General features: G+C 67.4%; 11 protein-coding genes and 1 tRNA gene. 9 read left to right on the forward strand and 3 right to left on the reverse strand.

What is annotated here, in order from left to right; genetic code table 11:
* Positions 1 to 2: 2 nt before the first annotated feature.
* The 3 genes from yidD to rpmH are packed head-to-tail and all read right to left on the reverse strand — an operon-like array spanning position 3 to position 888.
* Positions 3 to 362, reverse strand: a complete 360-nt coding sequence (yidD, locus tag ABD378_RS01550) for a membrane protein insertion efficiency factor YidD (RefSeq protein WP_344518424.1) — start codon at positions 360 to 362, stop codon at positions 3 to 5.
* Complete coding sequence (gene rnpA / locus ABD378_RS01555; RefSeq protein ID WP_344518425.1) at positions 359 to 730, reverse strand: ribonuclease P protein component; 372 nt, start codon at positions 728 to 730, stop codon at positions 359 to 361. Before rnpA ends, yidD begins: the two co-directional genes overlap by 4 nt.
* A 20-nt stretch (positions 731 to 750) precedes the next feature.
* The gene (gene rpmH / locus ABD378_RS01560; RefSeq protein ID WP_006381191.1) at positions 751 to 888 is read right to left on the reverse strand and encodes a 50S ribosomal protein L34; all 138 of its coding nucleotides are present in this window, start codon (positions 886 to 888) and stop codon (positions 751 to 753) included.
* 367 nt (positions 889 to 1,255) lie between these two features.
* On the opposite strand from rpmH, the gene dnaA reads away from it, so the two are divergent.
* The 9 genes from dnaA (at position 1,256) to ABD378_RS01605 (ending at position 13,890) form a co-directional block, all read left to right on the forward strand.
* Positions 1,256 to 3,133, forward strand: coding sequence for a chromosomal replication initiator protein DnaA (gene dnaA / locus ABD378_RS01565; protein ID WP_344518426.1), 1,878 nt, complete (start codon positions 1,256 to 1,258; stop codon positions 3,131 to 3,133).
* Between the two features lie 816 nt (positions 3,134 to 3,949).
* Entirely contained in the window at positions 3,950 to 5,080 is a 1,131-nt protein-coding gene (dnaN, locus tag ABD378_RS01570; protein ID WP_344518427.1) for a DNA polymerase III subunit beta, read from the forward strand.
* 89 nt (positions 5,081 to 5,169) lie between these two features.
* Positions 5,170 to 6,054 (forward strand): phosphogluconate dehydrogenase (NAD(+)-dependent, decarboxylating), encoded by an 885-nt coding sequence (gene gnd / locus ABD378_RS01575; protein ID WP_344518428.1) that lies wholly within the window; start codon positions 5,170 to 5,172, stop codon positions 6,052 to 6,054.
* A 73-nt stretch (positions 6,055 to 6,127) separates the two neighbouring features.
* Positions 6,128 to 7,249 (forward strand): DNA replication/repair protein RecF, encoded by a 1,122-nt coding sequence (gene recF / locus ABD378_RS01580; RefSeq protein ID WP_344518429.1) that lies wholly within the window; start codon positions 6,128 to 6,130, stop codon positions 7,247 to 7,249.
* 22 nt (positions 7,250 to 7,271) lie between these two features.
* Positions 7,272 to 7,844, forward strand: a complete 573-nt coding sequence (locus ABD378_RS01585) for a DciA family protein (protein ID WP_344518430.1) — start codon at positions 7,272 to 7,274, stop codon at positions 7,842 to 7,844.
* 265 nt (positions 7,845 to 8,109) lie between these two features.
* Positions 8,110 to 10,179, forward strand: coding sequence for a DNA topoisomerase (ATP-hydrolyzing) subunit B (gyrB, locus tag ABD378_RS01590; RefSeq protein ID WP_344518431.1), 2,070 nt, complete (start codon positions 8,110 to 8,112; stop codon positions 10,177 to 10,179).
* A gap of 42 nt (positions 10,180 to 10,221) precedes the next feature.
* Positions 10,222 to 12,825 (forward strand): DNA gyrase subunit A, encoded by a 2,604-nt coding sequence (gene gyrA, locus ABD378_RS01595; RefSeq protein WP_344518432.1) that lies wholly within the window; start codon positions 10,222 to 10,224, stop codon positions 12,823 to 12,825.
* An 18-nt stretch (positions 12,826 to 12,843) separates the two neighbouring features.
* A complete protein-coding gene (locus ABD378_RS01600; protein ID WP_344518433.1) occupies positions 12,844 to 13,587 on the forward strand; it encodes a DUF3566 domain-containing protein in 744 nt (247 codons plus the stop codon).
* 229 nt (positions 13,588 to 13,816) lie between these two features.
* Positions 13,817 to 13,890, forward strand: a tRNA-Ile gene (locus tag ABD378_RS01605).
* Positions 13,891 to 13,973: the final 83 nt, after the last annotated feature.

Consider the following 13,973-nt stretch of genomic DNA (forward strand, 5'->3'; position numbering starts at 1 on the left):
AATCAGGCTCCTTGAGCATGGGACGGGGTCTCGGCGGCCGGGCTCGGGGTATCCGGGGAGGTCTCTCCGGACGGCACGCCAGCGGCGGAGGGCCCGCCCTTGCGTTCCTGCCACGTGGCACGCAGCATCTCGTGCCACCGCGGGCGCTTGCGCGGCGGGACATGGTCGACACCACCGAGCGACCACGGGTTGCACCGCAGGATGCGCCAGGCAGTGAGCGCCGTTCCCTTGATCGCACCGTGCCGGTCGATGGCCAGGTAGCCGTAGCGGGAGCACGACGGGTAGTACTTGCACACCGGACCAAGCAACGGACTGATCGTCCACTGATACAGCTTGATCAGAGCCAGCAGTGGGTACTTCATCGAGCGCCCCCTCCCAGCAGCCGCTGAAGAGCGGCATCCAGGTCTTGGGCCAGCTGTGCATGGGCGGCGTCACCCGCACCGGGCAACGCTCGTACGACTACCAGGCTACCGGGGGGCAGCTGAGCCACCCGGTCACGCATCAGATGGCGAAGCCTGCGCTTCACCTTGTTGCGTACGACTGCTCCGCCAACGGCCTTGCTCACGACGAAACCCGCACGCGTCGGGGGAACGCTCTCCCCAGGCGCGTGCGGGTCCGTTGCACCGCTACGTAGATGGACGACGAGAAGCGGGCGTCCGGCCCGTCGTCCTCGGCGTACCGCGGTCGCGAAGTCTTCGCGCCGCCTCAGCCGATGCTCGGTAGGCAGCACGACGTCATGACCTAATGCGATTAGGCGGAAAGGCTGGCGCGACCCTTGCCACGACGGTTCGCGAGAATCGCGCGGCCGGCACGGGTGCGCATCCGCAGGCGGAAGCCGTGGGTCTTGGCGCGACGGCGGTTGTTCGGCTGGAAGGTGCGCTTGCTCACTCGGGGGCTCCAGAAATGATTGTGTGGTGGCGGGACATCGCCTGGCTGTCACCGTGCGCCCACGAGAAGCTCGCGAATACGCACCGAGTGCACCGCTTCACAATCACAGATCGTGATCTTTGCCCATCGGAGGCAGGCGGCAGCAGCCATCGACAACTCGACCTGGTCACGGTACGCGGGGCTACGCCATCCGGTCAAACCGACCGTCAGGGAGAGACACTGTGCACAGCCTGTGGACAACAACTTGAACCGCAGCCGTTGCCCTGACTACCTTGGCCAAACTCCGATTCATTCCCTTCTCCCTCCCCATCCCGATTTCCGTCCCAAGAACCACACCTTCGTGGGACCCCGTGAGAGAGCGTGCCTTGTGGCTGACGTACCTGCCGATCTTGCCGCAGTGTGGCCACGAGTTCTGGAGCAGCTGCTGGGTGAGGGGCGGGGGCACGGTGTAGACGCGAAGGACGAGCGCTGGATCAAACGCTGCCAGCCCCTGGCTCTGGTCGCCGACACCGCACTGCTGGCCGTACCGAACGAATTCGCCAAGGGCGTACTGGAGGGACGTCTCGCACCCATCGTCAGCGAGTCGCTGAGCCGCGAGTGCGGTCGTCCGATCCGTATCGCCATCACGGTGGACGACTCGGTCGGCGAGCCCATGGGCCCGCCGGCGCCGCCCCTCCAGCAGCAGCCCGGCCAGCAACAGCAGCAACGCTACGAAGAGCCCGAGCAGCACCCGGGCACCGGTCAGGGACATGAGCCGTACGACGGATACGGCCGCCGCACCTCGGACGAGCACTCCTCGGGCCGTGGGCCCGATCAGCTGCCGACCGCCCGCCCCGCGTACCCCGACTACCAGCGCCCCGGACCCGGCGCCTGGCCGCAGCAACAGCAGCAGCCCCAGCAGCAGGACGACTACGGCTGGCAGCAGCCGCGGCTCGGCTTCCCCGAGCGGGACCCGTACGCGAGCCCTCAGCAGCCTCAGCACGACTACCGGTCGCAGCCACCGCAGGGGCGCTCCCCGTACGAACAGCACCGCCAGGACCGCCAGGACCAGCAGGACCGCCACGACCGGCGGGAGCGGCACGAGCAGTCCGGTACCGGTGGGCACTCCGACCCCAGGGGCGGAGGTCACGGCAACGGCCACGGTGTCCACGGCAGCGGTGCCCCCGGCCCGCTGGCCGCGCAGCCGGCCCCCGCGTCGGCCCCCGGTGAGCCCACCGCGCGACTCAACCCGAAGTACCTCTTCGACACCTTCGTGATCGGCGCGTCGAACCGTTTCGCGCACGCGGCGGCGGTCGCCGTCGCCGAGGCGCCCGCCAAGGCGTACAACCCCCTCTTCATCTACGGAGAGTCGGGGCTTGGCAAAACGCATCTTCTGCACGCGATCGGGCACTACGCCCGCAGCCTCTATCCCGGCACGCGCGTGCGTTACGTGAGCTCCGAGGAGTTCACCAACGAGTTCATCAACTCCATCCGCGACGGCAAGGGCGACACCTTCCGCAAGCGCTACCGCGAGATGGACATCCTGCTGGTCGACGACATCCAGTTCCTCGCGAGCAAGGAGTCGACGCAGGAGGAGTTCTTCCACACCTTCAACACGCTCCACAACGCGAACAAGCAGATCGTGCTCTCCAGTGACCGGCCGCCCAAGCAGCTGGTGACCCTGGAGGACCGGCTGCGCAACCGCTTCGAGTGGGGACTGATCACCGACGTCCAGCCGCCGGAGCTGGAGACGCGTATCGCCATCCTTCGTAAGAAGGCGGTGCAGGAGCAGCTCAACGCCCCTCCGGAGGTCCTGGAGTTCATCGCGTCCCGCATCTCACGCAACATCCGTGAGCTCGAGGGCGCGCTGATCCGGGTCACGGCCTTCGCCTCGCTCAATCGGCAGCCGGTGGACCTGGGTCTTACGGAGATCGTCCTCAAGGACCTGATCCCGGGTGGCGAGGACGCGGCTCCGGAGATCACGGCGACGGCCATCATGGCGGCGACAGCGGACTACTTCGGTCTTACGGTGGACGACCTCTGCGGATCCTCGCGCAGCCGCGTCCTGGTGACGGCACGCCAGATCGCGATGTACCTCTGCCGCGAGCTGACGGACCTCTCCCTGCCCAAGATCGGCGCGCAGTTCGGCGGCCGCGACCACACCACGGTCATGCACGCGGACCGCAAGATCCGTGCGTTGATGGCCGAACGACGCTCGATCTACAACCAGGTCACCGAGCTCACGAACCGCATCAAGAACGGCTGACAGACGCCGAGAAACACCTTTGAAGGGCGCTCCGGAGCAACTTCCGGGGCGCCCTTTGCCGTTGTGCACGCGCGCGTGGACCCCGTCCGTCCCCCTCCACTGTTCGATTTCCGCAGCTGAGAGGCCTGTTCTCCACAGATCTGGGCACTTTTTTCCTTCCACACCCTGGGGACCGGGAAGTTGTCCAGATGATGTCCACAGGGGACCCTGCTGAAGGATCATCAAGCCAGGTCAGGTGGTTGTGGATTGGTGGACGACGGTCCTCCACAGGTTGTGGAAGAAAATCTCGTCCACAGGGTGTGCATGAACTTGTCCACCGGCAACCCACAGGCTCGAGCCGGTTGTCCCCAGCTTTCCCCAGCTTCTCCACACGGCTGTCCACTGTTCGGCAACGCAACGCGCCCCATCACCGTGCCGAGTGAAAGGCGTCACACCAAGGTGGTCGGTTGGCCTGTGGGGAAGGTGGGTAAAGCTGGGGACGGCGCTGGGGAGAAGTACCCCCTGCCTGTGCATCGGGTGTGCAGAACTTTCGCCCGTCCACAGAAACCACCGGTTGTCCACCGCCTCCGCCCACAGGCGCAGTGGATAAAAAATCGGCCCTGACCTGCGAATACACGGTTATCCACGGTTTCCACAGGCCCTACTACTACTGCCCCCTAGAGTCACCGGGGAATTGGCTTCGAAGAGGGGCCTGTGCACAACTCGCGCTCCGGACCTCCGACGCCGCTCGTCACGACTTGACCCCGACGGGCACCCACTGTCAGTGCGGTGCGTCAGACTGGTCCCCAGTGCCAGCAACAGCAGGAGGGCGGCTAAGTGAAGATCCGGGTGGAACGCGACGTACTCGCGGAGGCAGTGGCGTGGGCGGCGCGCAGCCTCCCGGCCCGGCCACCGGCACCTGTCCTCGCGGGCCTGCTGCTGAAGGCCGAGGAAGGCGCACTGAGCCTGTCCAGCTTTGACTACGAGGTCTCGGCGCGAGTCTCCGTAGACGCGGAGATCGACGACGAGGGCACGGTCCTCGTCTCCGGTCGCCTGCTCGCCGACATCTGCCGTGCCCTTCCCAACCGTCCGGTGGAGATCTCCACAGACGGTGTGCGGGCCACCGTGGTCTGCGGCTCCTCGCGATTCACACTCCACACACTTCCTGTGGAGGAGTACCCCGCGCTGCCGCAGATGCCCACCGCGACCGGCACGGTCCCCGGTGAGGTCTTCGCCTCGGCCGCCGCTCAGGTGGCCATCGCCGCGGGCCGCGACGACACGCTGCCCGTCCTGACCGGCGTACGCATCGAGATCGAGGGCGACACGGTCACCCTGGCCTCCACCGACCGCTACCGCTTCGCGGTCCGCGAGTTCCTGTGGAAGCCGGAGAACCCCGAGGCGTCCGCGGTCGCCCTGGTGCCCGCCAAGACGCTCCTGGACACCGCCAAGGCGCTCACGAGCGGCGACACGGTCACCCTGGCGCTGTCCGGCTCCGGTGCCGGTGAGGGCCTGATCGGCTTCGAGGGCGCAGGACGGCGTACGACCACGCGCCTCCTCGAGGGCGACCTGCCGAAGTACAAGACGCTCTTCCCCACGGAGTTCAACTCGATCGCGGTCATCGAGACCGCCCCGTTCGTCGAGGCCGTGAAGCGCGTGGCCCTGGTGGCCGAGCGGAACACTCCGGTCCGGCTCAGCTTCGAGCAGGGCGTGCTGATCCTGGAGGCCGGCTCCAGCGACGACGCACAGGCTGTGGAGAGGGTCGACGCCCAGCTCGAGGGCGACGACGTCTCGATCGCCTTCAACCCGACGTTCCTGCTCGACGGCCTGAGCGCGATCGACTCCCCGGTCGCCCAGCTGTCGTTCACGACATCGACGAAGCCCGCACTCCTGAGCGGCAGGCCGGCCGTGGACGCGGAGGCCGACGAGGCCTACAAGTACCTGATCATGCCTGTACGTCTGAGCGGCTGAGCCCACAGGTGTGAGCGTGCGTCCGGGCGTAGGCTCGGACGCGGGTACGAAGGTGCCTCCACGCCACATCGCTACTTAAGGAACCACTGATGGAGCTCGGTCTCGTCGGCCTCGGCAAGATGGGCGGCAACATGCGCGAGCGCATCCGCCGCGCAGGCCACACCGTCATCGGATACGACCGCAACCAGGACGTCGCAGATGTCCACAGCCTCGAAGAGCTTGTGGGCAAGCTCAAGGGTCCGCGTGTCGTATGGGTGATGGTTCCGGCCGGAGCCGCGACCCAGTCCACCGTCGACGAGCTCGCCGAGCTGCTCCAGCCCGGTGACGTCGTCGTGGACGGCGGCAACTCCCGCTGGACGGACGACGAGAAGCACGCCGAGGAGCTCGCGGCCAAGGGCATCGGCTTCGTCGACTGCGGCGTCTCCGGCGGCGTCTGGGGCCTGCAGAACGGCTACGCGCTGATGTACGGCGGCGCCGCCGAGGACATCGCGAAGGTCCAGCCGGTCTTCGACGCCCTCAAGCCCGAGGGCGACTTCGGTTCCGTGCACGCCGGCAAGGTCGGCGCGGGCCACTTCTCGAAGATGGTCCACAACGGCATCGAGTACGCCATGATGCAGGCCTACGCCGAGGGCTGGGAGCTCCTGGAGAAGGTCGACTCCGTCACGGACGTGCGCGAGGTCTTCCGCTCCTGGCAGGAGGGCACGGTCATCCGTTCCTGGCTGCTCGACCTGGCGGTCAACGCCCTGGACGACGACGAGCACCTGGCGAAGCTGCGCGGCTTCGCGCAGGACTCCGGCGAGGGCCGGTGGACGGTGGAAGCCGCCATCGACAACGCCGTGCCGCTGCCCGCGATCACGGCCTCGCTCTTCGCCCGTTTCGCCTCGCGGCAGGACGACTCCCCGCAGATGAAGATGATCGCGGCGCTGCGCAACCAGTTCGGTGGCCACGCCGTCGAGTCCAAGAGCGAGCACTGATCCACAGCCTGTGCGGGAAACCGTGCAGGGCTGTCAGCAAGTGAAGTAGGGCCGGGGGAGGTCGGCGCACACCATGCACGTCACGCATCTGTCGCTGGCCGACTTCCGCTCGTACGCCCGGGTCGAGGTTCCTCTCGATCCGGGCGTCACCGCGTTCGTGGGCCCGAACGGCCAGGGCAAGACGAACCTCGTGGAGGCCGTCGGCTATCTCGCCACGCTCGGCAGCCACCGGGTCTCCTCGGACGCCCCGCTGGTGCGCATGGGCGCCGAGCGTGCCGTCATCCGGGCCGCGGTCCGGCAGGGCGAGCGCCAGCAGCTGATCGAGCTCGAGCTCAACCCGGGCAAGGCCAATCGCGCCCGGATCAACAGGTCCTCGCAGGTCAGGCCCCGTGATGTGCTCGGGATCGTCCGCACGGTGCTGTTCGCGCCCGAAGATCTGGCGCTGATCAAGGGCGACCCTGGCGAGCGCAGGCGCTTCCTCGATGAGCTGATCACGGCGCGCTCCCCGCGCATGGCGGGCGTCCGGTCCGACTACGACCGCGTGCTGAAGCAGCGCAACACCCTCCTGAAATCGGCTGCCCTCGCGCGCCGCCATGGCGGGCGCTCCATGGACCTGTCCACGCTCGACGTCTGGGACCAGCACCTCGCGCGCGCGGGCGCCGAACTGCTCACGCAGCGGCTGGACCTGATCGCCGCGCTGCAGCCGCTCGCCGACAAGGCGTACGAGCAGCTGGCCCCCGGCGGCGGCCCCGTCACGCTCGAGTACAAGCCGTCGGCGCCTGGCGACGGCCATACGCGTGACGTTCTGTACGAGCAGTTGATCGCCGCCCTCGAAGAGGCGCGCAAGCAGGAGATCGAGCGGGGCGTGACGCTGGTCGGTCCGCACCGCGACGACCTGCTCCTGAAGCTGGGCCAGCTCCCCGCGAAGGGGTACGCGAGCCATGGCGAGTCCTGGTCGTACGCCCTTTCGCTGCGCCTCGCCTCGTACGACCTCCTGCGCGCCGAGGGGAACGAACCGGTGCTCGTCCTGGACGACGTGTTCGCGGAGCTCGACGCGCGCCGCAGGGAGCGCCTCGCGGAGCTGGTGGCGCCGGGCGAGCAGGTCCTGGTCACGGCCGCGGTGGACGACGACGTTCCGGGCGTGCTCGCCGGGACGCGGTTCACGGTGGCGGACGGCGCGGTGGAACGCGTATGACGCGCATGAGCGGGGAGCACGTATGAGCGGCGAAGAGCCCGCCAAGGACACCCCCCAAGCCCCCCAGGACGCTTCCAAGGACACGCCGAAGACGCCCGAGCCCTCCGGCGTCGACCTCGCCCGGGTCGCTCTCCGTGCGGCCAAGGAACAGGCACGCGCGCGTGGCGATGCCGCGCAGCAGAAGAAGCAGGCCCGAAGGGGCGGTCTTCGCTCCGGCGCGCGCGCCGACGGGCGTGACCCGCAGCCGCTCGGCTCCGCGATCAACCGACTGATCACCGAGCGGGGCTGGGAGACGCCGGCCGCGGTCGGCGGTGTGATGGGCCGCTGGCCGCAGATCGTCGGCGAGGACCTGGCCAAGCACTGCGTCCCGCAGCGGTACGACGAGAACGAGCGCGTCCTGACCGTCCAGTGCGACTCCACGGCCTGGGCGACGAACCTGCGCCTCCTGGCCCCGCAGCTGGTCGCGCGCCTCAACGAGGACCTCGGCCACGGCACCGTGCGCCTCATCAAAGTCCTCGGTCCCGGCGGCCCCCCGCGCCGCTTCGGACCCTTGCGCGCACCGGGAAGCACGGGCCCCGGGGACACCTACGGCTGAGGCCGTACCGGGTGGTAGCTCGGGGTTGACGCTCCGAAGCGCTGAGTGCCGCTGTGAGCCTCCTAGGGCCCCGGGCCGCATATGGGGAGTCGGGCGACGCCGGTTCAGGACGGCACATGCGGACTCAGGTACCGGCAAACCCCCATCACTGTCGGCGCTACCGGTAGACTGGAAGCTAATCCCGCCCCACTTGTGGGACGCATAGAACAACGCTGACTATCGCTGAACGACGCAGCCGCTCCGGCCAACGCCGGGTGCTTGGCTTGTGCTGTGCCAGAAAGGGCGCTTCGTGGCCGATTCCGGCAACCCCAACGAGAACATCCCGTCTACCGTCGCTGGCGAGAACGGCGAGGTCACAGCCTTGTACGACGCCAGCGCGATCACCGTCCTCGAGGGTCTGGACGCGGTCCGCAAGCGACCTGGCATGTACATCGGGTCGACCGGTGAGCGTGGCCTGCACCACCTTGTGCAAGAGGTTGTCGACAACTCCGTCGACGAGGCCCTCGCCGGGCACGCGGACACCATTGACGTCACGATCCTCGCCGACGGCGGCGTACGCGTCATCGACAACGGCCGAGGCATCCCGGTGGGCATCCACCCCGTCGAGAAGAAGCCGGCCGTCGAGGTCGTGCTCACCGTGCTCCACGCGGGCGGCAAGTTCGGCGGCGGCGGCTACGCGGTCTCCGGTGGTCTGCACGGCGTCGGTGTCTCCGTCGTGAACGCACTGTCGACGAAGCTTGCCGTCGACATCAAGACCGACGGCTACCGCTGGACCCAGGACTACAAGCTGGGTGTGCCGACGGCCCCGCTCGCCAAGCACGAGGCGACCAAGGACACGGGCACCACGGTCACCTTCTGGGCAGACCCGGACGTCTTCGAGACGACCGAGTACTCCTTCGAGACGCTGGCACGGCGCTTCCAGGAGATGGCGTTCCTCAACAAGGGTTTGACCATCAAACTCACTGATGAGCGCGACTCGGCGAAGGCGACGGCGGGTGCGGACTCGGCCGAGGCCACGGATGACGAGGCCGCCGAGGCCCGCACGGTGACGTACTACTACGAAGGCGGCATCGTCGACTTCGTGAAGTACCTCAACTCCCGTAAGGGAGAGATGATTCATCCGACCGTCATCGACGTCGAGGCCGAGGACAAGGAGCGCATGCTCTCGGCCGAGATCGCCATGCAGTGGAACTCGCAGTACACCGAAGGCGTCTACTCCTTCGCGAACACGATCCACACGCATGAGGGCGGTACGCACGAGGAGGGCTTCAGGGCCGCGCTGACGGGCCTGGTCAACCGGTACGCGCGCGAGAAGAAGCTGCTGCGCGAGAAGGACGACAACCTCACGGGTGAGGACATCCGCGAGGGCCTGACGGCCATCATCTCGGTGAAGCTGGGCGAGCCGCAGTTCGAGGGCCAGACCAAGACCAAGCTGGGCAACACGGAGGCGAAGACCTTCGTGCAGAAGGTCGTGCACGAGCACCTCACGGACTGGTTCGACCGCAATCCGAACGAGGCCGCGGACATCATCCGCAAGGGCATCCAGGCCGCCACGGCCCGTGTCGCCGCCCGCAAGGCGCGCGACCTGACGCGCCGCAAGGGTCTGCTCGAATCGGCCTCGCTGCCCGGAAAGCTCAGCGACTGCCAGTCGAACGACCCGACGAAGTGCGAGATCTTCATCGTCGAGGGTGACTCCGCCGGTGGTTCGGCGAAGTCCGGCCGCAACCCGATGTACCAGGCGATCCTGCCCATCCGAGGCAAGATCCTGAACGTCGAGAAGGCACGGATCGACAAGATCCTGCAGAACCAGGAAGTCCAGGCCCTGATCTCGGCCTTCGGCACGGGCGTGCACGAGGACTTCGACATCGAGAAGCTCCGCTATCACAAGATCATCTTGATGGCGGACGCCGATGTCGACGGCCAGCACATCAACACCCTGCTCCTGACCTTCCTGTTCCGCTTCATGCGGCCACTCGTCGAGTCCGGCCACGTCTACCTGTCGCGCCCGCCGCTCTACAAGATCAAGTGGAGCCGGGACGACTTCCAGTACGCGTACTCGGACCGTGAGCGCGACGCGCTGGTCGAGCTCGGCCGCCAGGCGGGCAAGCGCATCAGGGACGACTCGGTCCAGCGCTTCAAGGGCCTCGGTGAGATGAACGCCGAGGAACTGCGCATCACGACGATGGACCAGGACCACCGCGTTCTCGGCCAGGTGACCCTGGACGACGCGGCGCAGGCCGACGACCTCTTCTCGGTGCTGATGGGAGAGGACGTCGAGGCGCGGCGCTCGTTCATTCAGCGCAACGCCAAGGACGTTCGTTTCCTCGACATCTGAGTCGGCCGTACGAGCCGCACCTCGAAAGGACTTTGACCAGCAATGGCCGACGAGAACACCCCTGTGATGCCCGAAGAGGAGCCCGCAGTTCCCGGCGTGGGCATGCGTGTCGAGCCCGTCGGGCTCGAGACGGAGATGCAGCGCTCGTACCTCGACTACGCGATGTCCGTCATCGTGTCGCGTGCGCTGCCCGACGTACGGGACGGTCTGAAGCCCGTACACCGCCGCGTCCTGTACGCGATGTACGACGGCGGATACCGCCCCGAGAAGGGCTTCTACAAGTGCGCCCGCGTCGTGGGCGACGTCATGGGCACCTACCACCCGCACGGCGACTCCTCCATCTACGACGCCCTGGTCCGCCTGGCCCAGCCGTGGTCGATGCGGATGCCGCTCGTGGACTCCAACGGAAACTTCGGCTCTCCGGGCAACGACCCGGCGGCCGCCATGCGGTACACCGAGTGCAAGATGGCGCCGCTGGCCATGGAGATGGTCCGTGACATCGACGAGGAGACCGTCGACTTCACGGACAACTACGACGGCCGCAACCAGGAGCCGACGGTCCTGCCGGCGCGCTTCCCGAACCTGCTGATCAACGGCTCGGCGGGCATCGCGGTCGGCATGGCGACGAACATCCCGCCGCACAACCTTCGCGAGGTCGCGGCGGGTGCGCAGTGGGCGCTTGAGCACCCGGACGCCTCCCACGAGGAGCTGCTCGACGCGCTCATCGAGCGCATCAAGGGCCCCGATTTCCCCACCGGCGCACTAGTAGTGGGCCGACGGGGCATCGAGGAGGCGTACCGCACGGGCCGTGGCTCCATCACGATGCGCGCGGTCGTCGCGGTCGAGGAGATCCAGAACCGCCAGTGCCTGGTGGTCACCGAGCTCCCCTACCAGACCAACCCCGACAACCTCGCGCAGAAGATCGCCGACCTGGTCAAGGACGGCAAGGTCGGCGGCATCGCCGACGTCCGCGACGAGACCTCCTCGCGCACGGGCCAGCGCCTGGTCGTCGTCCTGAAGCGGGACGCGGTCGCCAAGGTCGTACTGAACAACCTCTACAAGCACACCGACCTGCAGTCGAACTTCAGCGCCAACATGCTGGCCCTGGTCGACGGCGTGCCGCGCACCCTCTCGCTGGACGCGTTCATCCGGCACTGGGTGACGCACCAGGTCGAGGTCATCGTCCGGCGTACGAAGTACAGGCTGCGCAAGGCCGAGGAGCGGGCCCACATCCTGCGCGGCCTGCTGAAGGCCCTGGACGCGATCGACGAGGTCATCGCCCTCATCCGGGCCAGCCAGACGGTCGACGTCGCGCGTGAGGGCCTGATGGGCCTGCTCTCGATCGACGAGATCCAGGCCAACGCCATCCTCGAGATGCAGCTGCGCCGCCTCGCCGCCCTGGAGCGCCAGAAGATCGTCGCCGAGCACGACGAACTGCAGGCGAAGATCAACGAGTACAACGCGATCCTGGCCTCGCCCGAGCGGCAGCGCCAGATCATCAGCGAGGAGCTCGCGGCGATCGTCGACAAGTTCGGCGAGGACCGGCGCTCGGCGCTCGTGCCCTTCGACGGCGACATGTCCATGGAGGACCTGATCGCCGAAGAGGACATCGTCGTCACCATCACGCGCGGCGGCTACATCAAGCGCACCAAGACGGAGGACTACCGCTCGCAGAAGCGCGGCGGCAAGGGCGTGCGCGGCACGAAGCTGAAGCAGGACGACATCGTCGACCACTTCTTCGTGTCGACCACCCACCACTGGCTGCTGTTCTTCACCAACAAGGGCCGGGTGTACCGGGCGAAGGCATACGAACTGCCGGATGCCGGACGCGACGCCCGCGGTCAGCACGTCGCGAACCTGCTCGCCTTCCAGCCGGACGAGCAGATCGCCGAGATCCTCGCGATCCGTGACTACGAAGCGGTCCCCTACCTGGTGCTCGCCACCAAGGGCGGCCTCGTAAAGAAGACCCCGCTCAAGGACTACGACTCGCCTCGGTCCGGTGGCGTCATCGCCATCAACCTCCGCGAGACGGACGACGGTTCGGACGACGAGCTGATCGGCGCCGAGCTCGTCTCGTCCGAGGACGACCTGCTGCTCATCAGCAAGAAGGCGCAGTCGATCAGGTTCACCGCAACGGACGATGCGCTGCGTCCGATGGGCCGCGCGACCTCGGGCGTCAAGGGAATGAGTTTCCGCGGCGGCGACGAACTCCTCTCGATGAATGTCGTCAGGCCGGGTACGTTCGTGTTCACCGCAACCGACGGTGGGTACGCGAAGCGGACCAACGTCGACGAGTACCGCGTCCAGGGTCGTGGTGGCCTCGGCATCAAGGCCGCCAAGATCGTGGAGGACCGCGGCGAACTCGTGGGCGCGCTGGTGACGGAGGAGACCGACGAGATCCTCGCCATCACCCTGAGCGGCGGTGTGATTCGTACGCGAGTCAACGAGGTCAGGGAGACGGGCCGTGACACCATGGGCGTCCAACTGATCAACCTGGGCAAGCGCGATGCCGTGGTCGGTATCGCTCGTAACGCCGAGGCCGGGCGCGAGGCGGAGGAAGTCGACGGCGACATCGTCGTCGACGAATCGGCCGACGGCGAGCCGGCCGTCGGTACGGACGAGGGCACGGAGTCCACGGCCGAGTAGCGCGAGGAGAGAGTCATCGTGAGTGGAGCCACGGGCGCCGGAGCAAGTGGAACCGGCCCAGCCGGTACAGACGGTGTCCGTGGCTCCGCCACTGATTCTCCCGACTCGCATGAGTCTCGTGGATCCCAGGGGGGAACCGTGACCGACACCCGAGGGCCGCAGTCGGCTCAGTCAGCGCAGTACGACGGGTCCTACGCGGCCGGTGCTCAAGGAGCCCAAGGAGCCCAAGGGACTCAGGGGACTCAGGGCTCCGCAGGCGCGCTGCCCGGGGAGCGCCAGCCTCAGCAGCCCCAGCAGGGGTCCCAGCCGTACCACCCGCCGCAGGCCTATCAGCAGGGATCCCAGACGGGTTCCGTGCGCCGGCCGCGTACGGGGGCGCGCACGACGCCTCGTACGCGCAAGGCGCGGCTGCGGGTGGCCAAGGCCGATCCGTGGTCGGTGATGAAGGTCAGCTTCCTGCTCTCCATCGCGCTGGGCATCTGCACGATCATCGCGGCTGCCGTGCTGTGGATGGTCATGGACGCCATGGGCGTCTTCTCCACGGTGGGCGGCACGATCTCGGAGGCGACGGGCTCGAACGAGTCGAACGGCTTCGACCTGCAGTCCTTCCTGTCGCTGCCGCGCGTCCTGATGTTCACGACGATCATCGCGGTCATCGACGTGGTCCTCGCCACGGCGCTGGCGACGCTCGGCGCCTTCATCTACAACCTCTCCGCGGGCTTCGTGGGCGGTGTGGAGCTGACGCTGGCCGAAGACGAGTAGTTCTCTTCCTGCTCTCTTCCCCAGCTTCCTTCGTTTCCTTCAGACCAGGGTCTCGCCCGTACAGGGCGGGGCCCTGATCTGCGTCCTGACCAGTCTCTGCCGGTCCTATCTCCTGGCTGGTCGGGTCCCTCACGGCTGGTCCGGTGCCCGTGGAGGTATCGATTTTGGGACTGGCCCGCACGTGCGCTAATCTTCAGAGGTCAGCGCGCGGGACATACCGCAGCGCGGCGGGGCTATAGCTCAGTTGGTTAGAGCGCATCCCTGATAAGGATGAGGCCACAGGTTCAAATCCTGTTAGCCCCACAGACACGAAGAAGACCCCCAGCCCGTAGTGGCTGGGGGTCTTCTTCGTCATTTGGGTCTGTGTCTGTGCGAGCCCCTGGGGG

This window comes from Streptomyces rectiviolaceus (genome assembly GCF_039533825.1).
GTDB lineage: Bacteria > Actinomycetota > Actinomycetes > Streptomycetales > Streptomycetaceae > Streptomyces > Streptomyces rectiviolaceus.

What these genes read in the sequence shown, in the direction of transcription:
- gnd (WP_344518428.1), top strand. Translation starts at nt 5,170, where the DNA reads ATGGAGCTCGGTCTCGTCGGCCTCGGCAAGATGGGCGGCAACATGCGC.
- yidD (WP_344518424.1), bottom strand. Translation starts at nt 362, where the DNA reads ATGAAGTACCCACTGCTGGCTCTGATCAAGCTGTATCAGTGGACGATC.
- recF (WP_344518429.1), top strand. Translation starts at nt 6,128, where the DNA reads ATGCACGTCACGCATCTGTCGCTGGCCGACTTCCGCTCGTACGCCCGG.
- gyrA (WP_344518432.1), top strand. Translation starts at nt 10,222, where the DNA reads ATGGCCGACGAGAACACCCCTGTGATGCCCGAAGAGGAGCCCGCAGTT.
- ABD378_RS01585 (WP_344518430.1), top strand. Translation starts at nt 7,272, where the DNA reads ATGAGCGGCGAAGAGCCCGCCAAGGACACCCCCCAAGCCCCCCAGGAC.